General features: G+C 71.7%; 11 protein-coding genes. 5 read left to right on the top strand and 6 right to left on the bottom strand.

Going from position 1 to position 16,475, the window contains the following annotated elements; translation table 11 throughout:
• Nucleotides 1–69: 69 nt before the first annotated feature.
• Nucleotides 70–600 carry an LURP-one-related/scramblase family protein gene (locus tag ACWCV9_RS20130; RefSeq protein ID WP_450788337.1) on the bottom strand — a complete coding sequence of 177 codons (531 nt, stop codon included), beginning with the start codon at nt 598–600 and terminating at the stop codon, nt 70–72.
• A gap of 152 nt (nt 601–752) precedes the next feature.
• Between ACWCV9_RS20130 and ACWCV9_RS20125 the strand changes: the two genes are divergently transcribed.
• On the top strand, nt 753–2,573 hold the full coding sequence (locus ACWCV9_RS20125; RefSeq protein WP_450788335.1) for a thioredoxin-like domain-containing protein: 1,821 nt from the start codon (nt 753–755) through the stop codon (nt 2,571–2,573).
• An 8-nt stretch (nt 2,574–2,581) separates the two neighbouring features.
• Here the strand turns inward: ACWCV9_RS20125 and ACWCV9_RS20120 are convergent, their stop codons facing one another.
• From ACWCV9_RS20120 to ACWCV9_RS20110, 3 genes are all read right to left on the bottom strand, one after another.
• On the bottom strand, nt 2,582–2,842 hold the full coding sequence (locus ACWCV9_RS20120; protein ID WP_450788334.1) for a hypothetical protein: 261 nt from the start codon (nt 2,840–2,842) through the stop codon (nt 2,582–2,584).
• A gap of 101 nt (nt 2,843–2,943) precedes the next feature.
• Nucleotides 2,944–4,239, bottom strand: a complete 1,296-nt coding sequence (locus tag ACWCV9_RS20115) for a M18 family aminopeptidase (RefSeq protein ID WP_450788332.1) — start codon at nt 4,237–4,239, stop codon at nt 2,944–2,946.
• An 83-nt stretch (nt 4,240–4,322) separates the two neighbouring features.
• Complete coding sequence (locus tag ACWCV9_RS20110) at nt 4,323–6,149, bottom strand: acyl-CoA dehydrogenase (protein WP_450788330.1); 1,827 nt, start codon at nt 6,147–6,149, stop codon at nt 4,323–4,325.
• A 272-nt stretch (nt 6,150–6,421) separates the two neighbouring features.
• On the opposite strand from ACWCV9_RS20110, the gene ACWCV9_RS20105 reads away from it, so the two are divergent.
• The 3 genes from ACWCV9_RS20105 (at nt 6,422) to ACWCV9_RS20095 (ending at nt 9,194) form a co-directional block, all read left to right on the top strand.
• Entirely contained in the window at nt 6,422–6,892 is a 471-nt protein-coding gene (locus ACWCV9_RS20105; protein ID WP_385841646.1) for an SseB family protein, read from the top strand.
• Nucleotides 6,893–7,005: 113 nt separating this feature from the next.
• Complete coding sequence (locus ACWCV9_RS20100; RefSeq protein WP_450788328.1) at nt 7,006–7,983, top strand: pirin family protein; 978 nt, start codon at nt 7,006–7,008, stop codon at nt 7,981–7,983.
• A gap of 92 nt (nt 7,984–8,075) precedes the next feature.
• Complete coding sequence (locus ACWCV9_RS20095) at nt 8,076–9,194, top strand: AI-2E family transporter (RefSeq protein WP_450788326.1); 1,119 nt, start codon at nt 8,076–8,078, stop codon at nt 9,192–9,194.
• On the opposite strand, the gene ACWCV9_RS20090 is transcribed toward ACWCV9_RS20095, so the two are convergent.
• Complete coding sequence (locus tag ACWCV9_RS20090; protein ID WP_450788324.1) at nt 9,092–11,314, bottom strand: SpoIIE family protein phosphatase; 2,223 nt, start codon at nt 11,312–11,314, stop codon at nt 9,092–9,094. The genes ACWCV9_RS20095 and ACWCV9_RS20090 overlap by 103 nt on opposite strands.
• 176 nt (nt 11,315–11,490) lie before the next feature.
• On the opposite strand from ACWCV9_RS20090, the gene aspS reads away from it, so the two are divergent.
• Nucleotides 11,491–13,254, top strand: a complete 1,764-nt coding sequence (gene aspS / locus ACWCV9_RS20085) for an aspartate--tRNA ligase (RefSeq protein ID WP_385841651.1) — start codon at nt 11,491–11,493, stop codon at nt 13,252–13,254.
• 84 nt (nt 13,255–13,338) lie between these two features.
• On the opposite strand, the gene ACWCV9_RS20080 is transcribed toward aspS, so the two are convergent.
• The gene (locus ACWCV9_RS20080; RefSeq protein ID WP_450788322.1) at nt 13,339–16,419 is read right to left on the bottom strand and encodes an FG-GAP-like repeat-containing protein; all 3,081 of its coding nucleotides are present in this window, start codon (nt 16,417–16,419) and stop codon (nt 13,339–13,341) included.
• Between the last annotated feature and the right edge of the window lie 56 nt (nt 16,420–16,475).

Below are 16,475 nucleotides of genomic sequence, written 5' to 3'. Positions count from 1 at the left end.
GCGGGGGCGCGGCGATGCCGGGGCGCGAGGGGATCCCCTCCGACACCGGCACCGCTGTCCCCGCGGGCCTCAGTCCTCCCCGTGGTCCGCCCGCTCGCCCCGGTCGTCCCGTTCCTCGCGTTCCTTCTGCGCCAGGTGGATCACGCACACCGCCACCGCGATGAGCAGCGCCGGGTCCGCGTCGTCCCGCACGATGTCGACGCCGTAGGTGTCCCGCAGGCGCAGGAAGCGGCGCGAGACCACGGCGAGCAGCTCACCGTCGTACTCGATGGCGAACTCGTGGTCGAGGATCCTGCCGCTGACGTCCAGTTCGGTGCCGTCGGCCAGGGCCACCCGGTAGTGGTTGCGCAGCAGGGACAGCCGTTTGCGCTTGATGGTGGCCAGGCCCTCGCCGTCCCGCTCGATCACCATGGTGTCGCGCAGCGCCAGCATCTTCTGGTGGATGTCGATCAGCACGCGGCCCTGGGCGTCCTTCAGCTCGAAGGTGTCCCGCAGCCGCATGGCCTTGCCGTCGACGAGGTAGACCTTCCGGCCGTGCTCGTCCTCGATCCAGTAGTCGTCACCGATGCCGAGCAGCCGGTCTCGTACGAGGAGTCTCATGCGGGTACCGTTCCCCGCCGCACGGCGATCATCACGGGCGCATGGGGGCGAACCGCCCGCGGTGGTCCGGCCACACCCTTCCTGACCAGGGCCGAGGGAGTTTTCCACAGGCGGTGAGCCGGGTGTCGGCGGCGGGTGGCACCCTTGGAGCCATGACCGACTCCGCACCCCGACGCGCCCGTGTCCGCGCCCCCGAGCTGATCGGCAAGGGCGGCTGGCTGAACACGGGAGACACCCAGTACACCCTGGCCGACCTGCGCGGACGCATCGTCGTCCTGGACTTCTGGACCTTCTGCTGCATCAACTGCCTGCACGTCCTGGACGAGTTGCGCGAGCTGGAGGAGAAGCACCGGGACACGGTGGTGGTCATCGGCGTGCACTCCCCGAAGTTCGTGCACGAGGCCGAACACCAGGCGGTCGTGGACGCGGTGGAGCGGTACGGCGTCGAGCACCCGGTGCTGGACGACCCGGAGCTGGCCACCTGGAAGCAGTACGCGGTGCGGGCGTGGCCGACCCTGGTCGTGATCGACCCCGAGGGGTACGTCGTCGCGCAGCACGCCGGCGAGGGCCATGCGCACGCCATCGAGCGGCTGGTCGAGGAGCTGGAGGCGGAGCACGAGGCGAAGGGCACCCTGCGCCGCGGCGACGGCCCCTATGTGCCGCCGGAGCCGGAGCCGACCACCCTGCGCTTCCCGGGCAAGGCGCTCCTCCTGCCGAGCGGGAACCTCCTGGTCAGCGACACCACCCGGCACCAGCTGGTGGAGCTGGCCGAGGACGCCGAGACCGTCGTACGGCGCATCGGCAGCGGAGTGCGCGGGTTCACCGACGGCGACGCCGGGCAGGCCGCCTTCAACGAGCCGCAGGGCCTCGCCCTGCTGGACGACGGCTCCGTGGCGGTCGCCGACACCGTCAACCACGCGCTGCGCCGCCTCGACCTCGCCAGCGGTGCGGTGACGACCCTGGCCGGCACCGGGCGGCAGTGGTGGCAGGGCTCGGCCACCTCGGGCCCGGCCCGCGAGGTCGACCTGTCCTCCCCGTGGGACGTGGCGGTCTTCGGCGGCAAGGTGTGGATGGCGATGGCCGGCGTCCACCAGCTGTGGACGTACGACCCGGTGGACGGGACCGTCGCCGTGGCGGCCGGCACCACCAACGAGGGCCTGGTGGACGGCCCCGGCGCCGAGGCGTGGTTCGCCCAGCCCTCCGGGCTCGCCGCCACCGCCGACCGGCTGTGGCTCGCGGACTCCGAGACCAGCGCCCTGCGCTGGGTGGACCTCGACGGGCAGGTGCACACCGCCGTCGGCACCGGCCTGTTCGACTTCGGCCACCGGGACGGCGCGGCCGGACAGGCGCTGTTCCAGCACCCGCTGGGCGTCACCGCGCTGCCCGACGGCTCGGTCGCCGTCGCCGACACCTACAACCACGCCCTGCGCCGGTACGACCCGGCCACCGGCGAGGTCACCACCCTCGCCACGGATCTGCGCGAGCCCAGTGACGCCGTGCTCGTCGGCGCGGACATCGTCGTGGTGGAGTCGGCCCGGCACCGGCTGACCCGGCTGCGGCTGCCCGAGGAGGCGGTGCGGGTGGAGTCGGTCGCCCATCGCACCCAGCGCGCGGCGACCGAGGTGGCCCCCGGCAGCCTCCGGCTGGACGTCATCTTCCAGGCGCCGGCCGGGCAGAAGCTGGACACCCGCTACGGCCCGTCGACCCGGCTGCTGGTCTCCTCGACCCCGCCCGAGCTGCTCCTCAAGGGCGCGGGTGCGGAGGCGGATCTCTCCCGTGAGCTGGAGCTGAACCCGGCCGTCACGGAGGGTGTGCTGCATGTCTCGGCGATGGCCGCGTCCTGCGACGACGACCCTGCCAACGAGTACCCCGCCTGCCATGTGCACCAGCAGGACTGGGGTGTCCCGGTCCGCCTCACCGAGGGCGGGGCGGACCGCCTGCCGCTCGTCCTGGCGGGGATGGACGAGCAGTAGGCGGCGCCTCAGACGCCGTAGCCGTCGCGGTAGCCCTCGCTGTAGTCGTCGACGCGGTGGTGGAGCGGCTTCTCCTCCACCACCGGCGTCGGCGGCATCACGATCCGCCGGCGCCGCGCGATACCGCTGAACGTGGCGACGCCGATCAGGCCCACGGCCATCAGGATGACCCCGACGACCGGGAGGTTGACGCCGCGCATGTGCCAGTCGGTCGCGAACGTCAGGATGGCTCCCGCGGCGATGAGGATGATGCATCCGCCGAGCCCCATGAGAATTCGCCTCCCCTTCCGGTTCCGGACTCTCCGGTCCCGTTCGGGTACCCGCCCAGCCCGCTCCTAGGCCGGAACCGGCCCAGGAGCAGGGGCGGCACCTAGCCCGCCAGGAAGGCCATCAGGGCGTTCGCCAGCAGGAACGGGTCGTCCGCGCCGCACAGTTCGCGCGTGCTGTGCATGGAGAGGATCGGCACGCCGATGTCCACCGTGCGGATGCCGTGCCGGGCCGCGGTGATCGGACCGATGGTGGTGCCGCACGGCATGGAGTTGTTGGACACGAAGGACTGCACGGGCACGCCCGCCTTCTCGCAGGCGGCGGTGAACAGCGCGGCGCCCGAACCGTCCGTGGCGTAGCGGTTGTTGACGTTGACCTTCAGGATCGGCCCGCGGTTGAGCCGCGGGTGGTGCGTCGGGTCGTGCCGCTCCGCGTAGTTGGGGTGGACGGCGTGTCCGGTGTCGGAGGACAGGCAGACCGTGCCGGCGAAGGCGCGGGCCCGGTCCTCGTACGAGCCGCCGCGCGCGAAGACCGAGCGCTCCAGCACGGTGCCGAGCAGCGGGCCGTCCGCGCCGGTGTCCGACTGGGATCCGGTCTCCTCGTGGTCGAAGGCGGCGAGCACCGGGATGTGGGTGAGCGGGGCGCCGGAGTTCGCGACGGCGGCCAGGGCGGCGACGCCGGCGTGCACCGACAGCAGGTTGTCCATGCGCGGGCCGGCGAGCAGCTCCCGGTCCCGGCCCAGGTAGGCCGGCGGCTCCACCGGGTGCAGCATCAGGTCCCAGCCGGCCACCGAGCCGGCCGCGAGCCCGGCCTCCTCCTCGAGGAAGGCGATCAGGTCGCCGTCGAGCGATTCGCCGAGGCCCCACACCGGCTGCATATGGCGCTGCTTGTCGAGCTTGAGCCCGTCGTTGCTGACGTTGCGGTCCAGGTGGATGGCGAGCTGGGGCACGCGCAGCAGCGGGCGGTCCACGTTCACCAGGGCCGTGGAGCCGTCGCGCAGGGTCAGCCGGCCGGCCAGGCCCAGGTCCCGGTCGAGCCAGGAGTTCATCAGCGGACCGCCGTACAGCTCCACGGCGAGCTGGCGCCAGCCGTGCGCGCCGCTGTCCGGGCGGGGCTTGACCCGCAGGCTGGGGGAGTCGGTGTGGGCGCCGGCGATGTGGAAGGGCGTGTGCGGCTCGGCGCCCTCGGGGACGTACCAGGCCACGATCGTGCCGCCGCGCAGCAGGTACGTGCCGCCGACCGAGCCGTCCCAGGTCTCGGTCTCGGCGACCTGCCGGAAGCCCGCCTTCTCCAGCCGCGCGGCGGTGTTCGCCACGGCGTGGTACGGCGTCGGGCTCGCCGCCAGGAAGGACATGAGGTCGTCGGTGTGGCCGCGGTCGAAGCGGACTGGTGCGCTCATGGGATTCACCTTAACGACGGACACGGGCCCGCTCCCGGGAAGGGAGCGGGCCCGTGCGGGAAACGACGGGGCGTCCGGAGGGGCTAGAACGCGGCCTCGTCCAGCTCCATCAGGTCCAGGTCCACGCCGGCGGCGACCTTGCGGGCGAGGGTGACGCCCGGCAGGACGTTCGCCGCGAAGAACTTCGCCGCGGCGATCTTGCCGGTGTAGAAGGCCTTGTCCTTGGCGGAGGCCGTGGCCAGCTTCTCGGCGGCGATCGCGGCACCCTTGAGCAGCAGGTAGCCGATGACCACGTCGCCGGAGGCCATCAGCAGGCGGGTGGTGTTCAGGCCCACCTTGTAGATGTTCTTGGTGTCCTGCTCGGTGGCGGCGAGGTCGGTCAGCATCAGACCGACGATCGCCTCCAGCTCCACGGCGGCCTTGGCCAGGTGCTCACGGGCGCCGGCCAGCTCCTCGCCGCCGGTGCCGAGCGCCAGGAACTTCTTGATGTCCTCGGCGAGGGAGTTCAGCGCGGCGCCCTGGTTGCGGACGATCTTCCGGAAGAAGAAGTCCTGGCCCTGGATCGCGGTGGTGCCCTCGTACAGGGTGTCGATCTTGGAGTCCCGGATGTACTGCTCGATCGGGTACTCCTGGAGGAAGCCGGAGCCGCCGAAGGTCTGGAGCGACTGGGCGAGCTGCTCGTAGCCCTTCTCGGAGCCGTAGCCCTTCACGATCGGCAGCAGCAGGTCGTTCAGCGCGTGGTCGGCGGAGGCGTCCTCGCCGTTCGCCTCCTTGATCTGGATGGCGTCCTGGACCGAGGCGGTGTACAGCACCAGGGCGCGCATGCCCTCCGCGTACGCCTTCTGCGTCATCAGCGAGCGGCGCACGTCGGGGTGGTGGGTGATGGTGACCTTGGGCGCGGTCTTGTCCATGAAGTTGGCCAGGTCCTGGCCCTGGACGCGCTCCTTGGCGTACTCCAGCGCGTTCAGGTAGCCCGTGGACAGCGTGGAGATCGCCTTCGTGCCGACCATCATGCGGGCGAACTCGATGATGCGGAACATCTGGCGGATGCCGTCGTGCTTGTCGCCGACGAGCCAGCCCTTGGCGGGGTGCTTGTCGCCGAAGGTCATCTCGCAGGTGTTGGAGGCCTTCAGGCCCATCTTGTGCTCGACGTTGGTGGCGTAGGCGCCGTTGCGCTCGCCCAGCTCGCCGGTCTCGAAGTCGAAGTTGTACTTCGGCACCATGAAGAGGGACAGGCCCTTGGTGCCGGGGCCGGCGCCCTCGGGGCGCGCGAGCACGTAGTGGATGATGTTCTCGGACATGTCGTGCTCACCAGAGGTGATGAAGCGCTTCACGCCCTCGATGTGCCAGGAGCCGTCCTCCTGCTGGATCGCCTTGGTGCGGCCGGCGCCGACGTCCGAGCCGGCGTCGGGCTCGGTCAGCACCATGGTGGCGCCCCACTGCTTCTCCGAGGCGATCTTGGCGATCTTCTTCTGGACCTCGTTGCCCTCCTCGAAGAGGATGCCGGCGAACGCCGGGCCGCAGGAGTACATCCACACGGCCGGGTTGGCGCCCAGGATCAGCTCGGCGTAGGCCCAGATCAGGGAGCGCGGGGAGGTGGTGCCGCCGATCTCCTCGGGCAGGCCGAGCCGCCAGTACTCGGAGTCCATGAAGGCCTGGTAGCTCTTCTTGAAGGACGCCGGGACGGGCGCGGTGTTGGTCTCCGGGTCGAAGACCGGCGGGTTGCGGTCGGCGTCGGCGAAGGACTCGGCCAGCTCGTTCTCCGAGAGGCGGGTCATCTCCTCCAGGATGCTCTTCGCGGTGTCGACGTCCATCTCCTCGAACGGGCCGGTGCCGTACACCTTGTCGCGCCCCAGTACCTCGAAGAGGTTGAACTCGATGTCGCGGAGATTCGACTTGTAGTGCCCCATGGCAACGGCTCCGTAGAGGGATCGGCGAGGCACTGACTCCTCGCACCTAGTTCACGTACCAACAAGTAGCTACGATGATGCTACCCGTCGGTAATAAGGGGCAACCCCTTTCCGTCGAAGTGTGAGCAGGGTCTACCCGGCCGCGCCCGTGAGCAGGGCTGTCCGCCGGTCGGTCGTCGCGTCCCATACCGGTCGGTCGCCTGGGTTTCGCGAGGGTCCGCAGGGTGGGAGCGCCCGACGCCCCGCCCCCGCGCCTCGGTACGCTTGCGCCCATGTACGGCTACGACCAGAACGTGGGTGCCCAGCAGCAGTACGCCCCGCCCCAGCAGCCGATGGCCGGCGGATACGGGCAGCAGCCGCCGCTGTACCCCGAGCCGTCCCCGCCCTCCCTCGCCGACGCGGTGCGCGCCTTCACCACCGGGCAGATGTCCGCCGAGGACTTCCAGCAGATCTTCGCCACGTCGAAGGTGTACTGCCCGCGCGGCGACACCCCCGGCTTCCTGGCCCTGCACAACACCCAGCAGCCGGTGATCCCGATGTTCACCTCGCTCAAGGAGCTGCGCCGGTACGCGGGCAAGGAGTCCAAGTACTTCGTGATCACGGGGGCCGAGGTGATCGACCTCCTCCCCACCGGCTACGGCTTCGTCCTGGACATGGAGGGCGAGCACCGGATCGTGTTCGACGCGAAGGCGGTCGAGCAGATGGTCGACTTCGCGATGCGCCGGATGTACGGCGGCGGCTGAGCCGTCGGCGTGAACTGGTGGAGCCCGGAGGGAATGCCCTCCGGGCTCTCTGTGTTGTGGGTGGCAGAAAGTTCAACGCTCAACTAAAGTGGGCGCACAAGGAGGTACCGACCATGCCTGCAGTGACCGTCGAGAACCCGTTGACGCTGCCCCGCGTGACCGCATCCGCCGACGCCGTGGCACGTCCCGTGCTCGCCGTGACGACGGCTCCGAGCGGTTTCGAGGGCGAGGGCTTCCCGGTGCGCCGGGCGTTCGCCGGGATCAACTACCGCTACCTCGACCCGTTCATCATGATGGACCAGATGGGCGAGGTGGACTACGCGCCGGGCGAGCCCAAGGGCACCCCCTGGCATCCGCACCGCGGCTTCGAGACCGTCACCTACATCATCGACGGCACCTTCGACCACCAGGACAGCAACGGCGGTGGCGGCACCATCACCAACGGCGACACCCAGTGGATGACGGCCGGCTCCGGCCTGCTGCACATCGAGGCGCCGCCGGAGTCCCTGGTCGTGTCCGGCGGCCTCTTCCACGGCCTCCAGCTGTGGGTGAACCTGCCCGCCAAGGACAAGATGATGGCGCCGCGCTACCAGGACATCCGCGGCGGCCAGGTACAGCTCCTGACCTCGCCGGACGGCGGCGCGCTGCTCCGGGTGATCGCCGGTGAGCTGGACGGCCACGCGGGCCCGGGCATCACCCACACCCCGATCACGATGATCCACGCGACCCTGGCGCCGGGTGCGGAGATCACCCTGCCCTGGCGGGAGGACTTCAACGCCCTGGCCTACGTCCTCGCGGGCCGCGGCAGCGTGGGTGCCGACCGGCGTCCGATCCGCCTCGGGCAGACCGCGGTGTTCGGCAACGGCGGCTCGCTGACCGTCCGCGCGGACGAGAAGCAGGACTCCCACACCCCGGACCTGGAGGTGGTCCTGCTCGGCGGCCGGCCCATCCGTGAGCCCATGGCCCACTACGGCCCGTTCGTCATGAACACCAAGGAAGAGCTGATGCAGGCCTTCGAGGACTTCCAGAAGGGCCGCCTCGGCACCGTCCCCGCGGTCCACGGGATGACGCCGAACGGTCCGCAGGACTGACCCGCAGGACTGACCCACAGGGCTGACCCGGGCGCACCCACCCGGCGGATCCGCGCAGGACACCTTCCCGGTGCCCGTGATCCGCTGGGTGGGTGCCGCTGCTCCCCGACCCCCTGCGCCGGCTCGCCGCCTGGTGCGCCGTACTGCTGCTCCTGGCCGGTGTCGGCTGGGTGGGGGTCCGGCTGTGCGCGGAGTTGCGTACGGCCGTCACTCCGGTGCTGCTCGCCCTGCTCGGCACCGCGCTGCTCGGGCCGCTGCACCGGCGGCTGGTGCGGGCCGGGGTGCAGGCGTCGGTGGCGGCCGGGCTCACCTGTGTCGCGGTCGTGGCTGTGGTGGGCGGCGCGGTGTACATCGTGGTCGCCGCGCTCATCGACACCGGCGACCAGATCATCGCCTCGCTGCGGGACGCCGCCAAGGGCGTCTCCCAGCACTTCGGGGCCGCCGGCTCCGGGCTGGACGACCTGGCCGCCAACTCGCGGCAGCTGCTGAGCAGGTTCGGGGGCACGGCTGCGTCCAACGTCATCAGCGGGGTGAGCGTCGTCGGGGAGGCCCTGGCGATGGCCGTGCTGGCGCTGCTGCTCGTCTTCTTCTTCCTGCGCGACGGGCACCGCGCTGTCGAGACCCTGCGGTCCATTGCCCCCGGCGGCACCGCCGACACCGTGGAGGCCGTCGCCCGGCGGGCGTTCGAGGCGGTCGAGGGGTTCATGCGCGGTACGACCCTGATCGCGCTCATCGACGCCGTCTGCATCACCGTCGGTCTGCTGATCCTCCAGGTGCCCGGGGCGGTCGGCCTCGGCGCGCTCGTCTTCGTCGGGGCCTACGTCCCCTACCTCGGCGCGTTCGTCTCCGGCGCGGTGGCCGTGCTGGTCGCCCTCGCCGACCGCGGCTTCGTCATCGCGCTGTGGGTGCTCGGGGTGGTCCTCGCCGTACAGGTGCTGGAGGGGCATGTGCTCCAGCCGGCGATCCAGAGCCGGACCGTGCAGATGCATCCGGCGCTGGTCATGATCACCATCACCGCGGGGGCGTCCGTCGCCGGGGTCCTCGGCATGCTGCTCGCGGTCCCGCTGACCGCCGCCGCCTTCGCGGTCGTACAGGAGCTGCGGACGTACTACGCCTCGCGCGCCGAGCCGTCACCCGAGCCGTCCACGGAGACCGGGCTGTCCCCAGAAGCCGGGCCGTCCACGGAGACCGGGCCGTCCGGGGACTCGTAGAGCTCGAACCAGATGCTCTTGCCCTCGCCCCGCGGGTTCACCCCCCAGCGCTCCGCGAGCAGTTCGATCAGCACCAGGCCGCGGCCGGAGGAGGCCAGCTCGCCGGGGCGGCGCTTGTGCGGGAGGTCGTCGCCCGCGTCGGCGACCGTCACCCGCAGCCGGCGCCCGCCCCGCTCGCCGATGACCTCGGCGAGCAGCAGCGCGTCGCTGTCGGTGTGCACCAGCACGTTGGTGACCATCTCCGAGACCAGCAGCACCGCCGAGTCCACCTGGTCCGCCGAGGCCCAGTCGTGCAGCAGCTCGCGCAGCTGGCGGCGGGCCTCGGCGATCAGCTCCGGCGCGTCCTGCGCCACCGACAGCAGGGTGCGCCGCACCTGGGGCGCCGGGGCGGTCTCCGCCAGCCGGCTCAGCAGCACCAGCGCGATGTCGTCCTCGCGGCGGTCGGCCAGCGGGCCGGTGGTGTGGTGCGAGGACGGCCCGTGCACACCCTGCACCAGCGCGTCGGCCAGCGACTCCGCATCCCCCTGGTGCTCCTCCAGGATCGCCCGCAGCCGCCGCCAGCCGCTCTCCAGGTCGTGCCCGCCGGTCTCGAGCAGCCCGTCGGTGCAGAGCATCATCGTCTCGCCGGGTTCGAGGGCGAACCGGGTCGTCGGGTAGTCGGCGTCCGGGTCGACGCCCAGCGGCAGCCCGCCCGCCGTCGGACGCATGATCACCGTGCCGTCGGCCATCCGGACCGCCGGGTCCGGGTGCCCGGCGCGGGCCAGCTCCAGCATCCCGGTCTCCGGGTCGGCCTCGACGTACAGGCAGGTGGCGAAGCGCGGCTCCGGCGGCTCCTGCCCGTCCGGGGAGTCGTACGTGTCGTACGAGTCGTGCGTGTCGTGCGTGTCGTGCGTGATCCCGTGCAGAAAACGGGAGGCGCGGGAGAGGACCGCGTCCGGGCGGTGGCCCTCGGCGGCGTAGGCGCGCAGGGCGATGCGGAGCTGGCCCATCAGCCCGGCCGCCCGCACGTCATGCCCCTGTACGTCCCCGATCACCAGCGCGAAGCGGCCGGAGGGCAGCGGGATCATGTCGTAGAAGTCGCCCCCGACCTGGAGTCCGCCGCCGGTCGGGATGTAGCGGGCGGCCACCCGCATGCCGGGGATCCCCGGGCCGAGCGAGGGCAGCATGGAGCGCTGGAGCCCCTCGGTCAGCGCCCGCTCGGACTCCTCGGCACCGGCCCGGGACAGCGCCTGGGCGAGCATCCGGGCGACCGTGGTCAGCACCGCGCGCTCGTCCGGGGTGAACGCCACCGGATAGGTGAAGGCCGCCATCCAGGCGCCCATGGTGCGCCCGGCCACGGTCAGCGGCAGGAACGCCCAGGACCGGCGCCCGAAGTGCTGGGCGAGTGGCCAGGCCACCGGGTAGCGGGCCTGGTACTCCTCCGGCGAGGACAGATACACCGCGCGGCCGGTGCGGGCGACCTCGGCCGCCGGATAGTCGGTGGTCAGCGACATGTTGGTGAAGGGACCCATGTCCCCGGCCCGGTGCCCGTGCTGGCCGGTGACGGTCAGCCGGTCGCCCTCCACGCCGAACACCACGAGCCCGTCCGGGGAGAACCCCGGCATGGACAGATTGCCCGCCACCCGCAGCACCTCGGCGGTGGACCGGGCCTCCGCCAGCGCCCGGCCGGCGTCCAGCAGGAACGCCTCCCGGGAGCGCCGCCAGTCACCGGTGACCGCGCTCCGCCCGGCCGCGGTGCCCGGCGTCGGTTCGGCGACCTCCTGGAGGGTGCCGATCAGCTCGTAGGCCCGGCGCTCGCGGTCGAAGGACGGCTTCGAGCGGCTGCGGACGACCCTGAGGACGGTGCCCTGCTCGTCCATGATCCGGACGCGTACCTCGGCGAGGGTGCCCTCGGCGACCGCCAGCTGCACCACCCCGGTGATCTCGTTCCAGTCGACCGGGTGCAGCCGCGCCCGGGTCTGGGCCTCGGTGAGGGTGTGCGGTTCCGCGGGCAGACCGAGCAGCCGCGCCGCCTCCGCGTCCACGGTGACCAGCCCGCTGGCCGTGTCCCAGTGCCACAGCCCGGTCGCGAGGGCGGCGAGGACGTCCTCGACCGACGGGAGGGGCTCGCCAGTGCGCATTGCCCCACTTTAGGAAGATGTGATCCGAACGTGCCACCGTGGGGCCGGGAGAAAAGTGTGGGGAGCCGGGCTGGGGCCGCCCGGTACCCTTGATGGGTCCGGGCCCCGTGCCCGCCTCCTGCCGGTCCCCGGGACCCGGCAGGAGAGAACCCCACCACGAAGGACGATGAACGACGATGCATCGGTACAGGTCCCACACCTGCGGCCAGCTCCGCGCCTCTGACGTCGGCACCGACGTCCGGCTCAGTGGCTGGCTGCACAATCGGCGCGACCTGGGCGGCATCCTCTTCATCGATCTGCGCGACCACTACGGCATCACGCAGCTCGTGGCCCGCCCGGGCACCGCGGCCTACGAGGCCCTCGACAAGGTCTCCAAGGAGTCCACGGTCCGCGTCGACGGCCGCGTTGTTTCACGTGGAACCGAGAACGTGAACCCCGACCTGCCCACCGGCGAGATCGAGGTCGAGGTCGCCGAGGTCGAGCTGCTGGGCGCGGCCGGCCCGCTGCCCTTCACCATCAACACCGAGGACGGGGTCAACGAGGAGCGGCGCCTGGAGTACCGCTTCCTGGACCTGCGCCGCGAGCGCATGCACCGCAACATCATGCTGCGTACGGCGGTCATCTCGGCGATGCGCCACAAGATGACGGCGATGGGCTTCAACGAGATGGCGACGCCGATCCTGTCCGCCACCTCCCCCGAGGGCGCCCGTGACTTCGTGGTGCCCTCCCGCCTGAACCCGGGCAAGTTCTACGCCCTCCCGCAGGCCCCGCAGCAGTTCAAGCAGCTGCTGATGATCTCCGGCTTCGACCGCTACTTCCAGATCGCGCCCTGCTTCCGCGACGAGGACGCCCGCGCCGACCGCTCGCCGGGCGAGTTCTACCAGCTCGACATCGAGATGTCCTTCGTCGAGCAGGAGGACATCTTCCAGCCCGTCGAGAAGCTGATGACGGAGCTGTTCGAGGAGTTCGGCGGCGGCCGCCACGTCACCTCGCCGTTCCCGCGCATCCCGTTCCGCGAGGCGATGCTGAAGTACGGCTCCGACAAGCCGGACCTGCGCGCCAAGCTGGAGCTGGTGGACATCACCGATGTCTTCGAGGGCTCGGAGTTCAAGGCGTTCGCCGGCAAGCACGTCCGTGCGCTGGCGGTGCCGGCGGTCCAGGACCAGCCGCGCAAGTTCTTCGACCAGCTCGGCGAGTTCGCGATCTCGCTCGGCGCCAAGGGCCTGGCCTGGGTCCGCGTCGGCGAGGACGGCGCCCTGACCGGCCCGATCGCGAAGTTCCTCACCGAGGACAACGTCGCCGAGCTGACCAAGCGGCTCTCCCTGGCCCCCGGCCACGCCGTCTTCTTCGGCGCGGGCGAGTTCGACGAGGTCTCCAAGATCATGGGCGCGGTCCGTGTCGAGGCCGCCAAGCGCGCCGGCCAGTTCGAGGACGGCGTCTTCCGGTTCTGCTGGATCGTCGACTTCCCGATGTACGAGAAGGACGAGGACACCGGCGCGATCGACTTCTCGCACAACCCCTTCTCCATGCCGCAGGGCGGCCTGGAGGCCCTGGAGAACCAGGACCCGCTGGACATCCTGGGCTGGCAGTACGACATCGTCTGCAACGGCGTCGAGCTGTCCTCCGGCGCGATCCGGAACCACGACCCGGAGATCATGCTCAAGGCCTTCGAGATCGCGGGCTACGACCGGGAGACCGTCGAGGAGAAGTTCGCCGGCATGCTGCGCGCCTTCCGCTTCGGCGCCCCGCCGCACGGTGGCATCGCGCCCGGCGTGGACCGCATCGTCATGCTCCTCGCCGACGAGCCGAACATCCGCGAGACCATCGCCTTCCCGCTCAACGGCAACGCCCAGGACCTGATGATGGGCGCGCCGACGGAGCTGGAGGAGGCCCGCCTGCGCGAGCTGCACCTCAGCATCCGCAAGCCGCAGCCGAAGTAAGGCCCCGCCGCGACGACGAGAAGGGCTCGGAACCGGAAACCGGTTCCGAGCCCTTCTCGTCTGTCCGGGTGCGGTGCGCGCTGGTCAGGACAGGGTCTTGTACCCGCCCCAGCCCGTCGCGATCCGCGTACGGCCGCCGAACGAGCCCTTGCCGTCGCCGTTGTTGCGGTAGACATTGCCGCTGCTGTCACGGGAGACGATGTCGGCCCGGCCGTCGCCGCTGAGGTCGCCCACGCCGACGATCACGTTGTAGGAGCCGCCCCAGTCGGAGAACACCTTCACCCGGGCGGCGAAGGTGCCGTCACCCTTGCCGGTGTACCGGTAGAGGGTGTCGGCCGCGTCCTGGACCAGGAGATCGCCGATGCCGTCGCCGTTCAGGTCGCCGGCGCCCACGATCTTCTTGTAGCCCTTCCAGTTGTCGTACAGCTTCACGCGGGACGACAGCGTGCCGGTGCTCGTGCCCTTGTGCAGGTAGACAGCGCCGGTGGACGCGTCGCGGGTGATCAGGTCCGGGCGGCCGTCGCGGTTCACGTCACCGGGCGAGGTGAGGATGTCGTACGACGTCCAGCCGCTGCCGGCCAGGGTGGTGTACGACGTCGTCGGGGTGACCGCCTTGCCGCAGCCCGGCTTGTACAGCCGCAGGGCGCCGCTGCTCAGCCGGACCAGGACGTCGTTGCAGCGGTCGCCGCTCAGGTCGCCGAAGGGGACGGCCCTGATGCTGGTGGCCCAGCCGTTGCCGGTGGCCTTGTCGCCGAAGGTGCCGGTGCCGGTGCCGAACTGGTAGGTGAGCCCGCCGGAGGAGTTCAGGGTGAGCAGGTCGCCCCGGCCGTCCGGGCCGTCGGGGCTGCCGAAGTCGTGCCGGACCGCCGAACCGCGGCTCAGGAAGCCCTGCCCGGAGGCCACGGTGACCGCGGAGCCGGTGCCGGTGCCGGTCGCCTTCAGGGACCAGGTGAACGCGCCGTTCGGGAAGGGCGTCCCGCCGGCGGTCCTGCCGTCCCAGTCCACCGACACCCGGGACGGGGCCGCGCCCCCGGTGAACGTCCGGGTGGGCCGGTTGTTCTGCACCGCGGTGTACGTCAGGGACCAGGAGGTGACCGGCCGGGACAGCAGCACCTTCACGGAGTGCGGCGTCGAGCCGGGCTGCACATAGTTCCCGGCCTGCGTCTCGAAGGACGTCACGGCCGACGGCGCGACACCGGTGGTGGCGATGTGGGTGCGCCGGTACGGGTCGGTCCAGGCGACCAGGCCCGTGTACTCGTCCACGGTCCAGGCCAGGCGCCGGTCCGTGCCGGGACCCGGGGCGGCGACCGCGGACGTCAGCACCCGGCTGGTGCCGGTCGCCGCGTCGGTCAGCACCAGGGTGCCGGCGGTGTGGTCGTGGCGGACGGTGAAGCCGTCGCCGAGCAGCACATCGCCGCCGGTCACCGCGCGCGAGACGGCCGCCGTGGTGTCGTAGACCCCGGCCGTGCCGTCGCCGCACGCCCAGTACACCCAGCGGCCCGCCGCCTGGAGCTCGTCCGGCACACAGCCGAGGCCCGGCACGGTGACCGTGGACAGGGTGCGGTCCTGGACGAGGCTGTACGAGGTGAGGGTGCCCGCGGTGGCGGTGGCGCTCCACAGGGTGGAGCCGTTCAGCGCGGCGGCCCGCACGGACCGCTTCAGCTTCTGGCCCTGTCCGAACTCGGCGACGTACTGCGCCGGGGTCGAGCCGCCCGCGTCGTACACCACGTAGTCGTCGGAGACGTCGACGATCGAGCCGCCCGTGGTGCCGAAGGACAGGGTGCGGTCGGAGCTGCCGTCCCGCAGCGAGACCAGCTGGTCGGTGTGGTCCGGCGTGCTGCCCAGGTGGACGTCGGCGGGGCCGGTGCCGCTGTTGCCCCACAGCGTGGAGCAGCCGGCGCCCGGGTACGCGCACTGTGCGAAGACCGCGTCACCGGCCGTCGGCGCGGACGCGGTCAGCTCGGTGCCGCCGTCGGTGCTGAGGGTGCGCACGGTGGTGGTGTCCGAGGTGCCGTCCGGGACGTCCTCGGCGATGCGCAGGCTGCCCCGGCTGAGCGCGAGGCCCGTCTTGGCGTTCTCCAGCGCCGGCACCTGGGCCTTGCGCTCCAGGACCGGGGCGCCGTCGGCCCCCTGCGTCACCCGCTGCACCCACCAGTCGGTGGCGCTCGTACCGCCGCTGACCAGGGCGCTGTCCCCGGAGCCGCGGACCGCATAGGCACCGGCGGTCTCCAGCAGGGTCCGGGACGAGCCGTCGGCGAGCGACACGGCGGTCAGCCTGCTGGTGCCGGTGCCCGTGTGCACGGGCAGCAGCAGCCAGTCGCCGGCCGGCACCGGGGCGCCGTCCAGGTAGTTGCTCGGGGCCGGCAGGTCGATGACCTGCTCGGTGCCGCCCGGGTCGGTGCGCTGCTTCAGATGCAGATCGCCGGAGCCGGAGTCGTACCAGCCGAACCGGCCGTCGCTCAGCACGGTGACCGGACGGCTGCCCACGCCGGTGAAGGCCGGGGTGGCGACGGCCGTGGCGAAGTCCAGGTAGTACAGGTTGGAGTCCACCGTGATCAGCGCGCCGTGCGCGTCGGCGGCGGCGATCGAACCCGAGGTGACGCGCAACCAGGACGGCGACAGGGCGCGGGACCGCCAGCCGCCGTCCACCCGGTCGTGCAGGGCGTGCTCGGTGATCACGGTCCGCCCGGCCAGCCCCCGGTACGGGTCGTCGGAGGTGAACGAGGACGTCGTCCGGGTCGCCGGGTCCCAGAGCGTGACGGACCCGGACGACGGCAGCGCGACCAGGTCGCCGTCCGTGCCGAACCAGGCCTGCGGACACGTCGTCGAACCGATGCTCGCGCAGACGCCCGCCGGCGGGTAGACGCCGTCCGCGGTCCTCATGACCGTGGTGGAACCGTCGGCGTAGTCGGTCCACAGCAGCCCGTCGACCCCGCTCTGCCGGTGCAGGAAGCCGCTCGCACCGGCGACCAGCGGCCGGTCGGTGCGCGGCCGGTCGGAGCCGGGAGCGGTCAGGGTGATCTCGGCGGTGCCGGCCGCCGGGGCGCCCGGATCGGCCGAGGCGCCGCCCTGTGGCAGGACGGCGACGGACACGGCCGCCAGGGCGACCGTCAGCGAGGAGACGGCCGCGGTGAGTCCGCGCCGTCTCGGGGCGTGTCTGCCCACGTTTTCGATGTCCCTCCCTGCGAGGGCCCCTGCCCTCGCCAAGTGAGCGGACTTTA

Source organism: Streptomyces sp. NPDC001606 (genome assembly GCF_053596835.1).
Note: the sequence above shows the minus strand (reverse complement) of the source record. Positions and strands in the feature narration are given on the sequence as shown.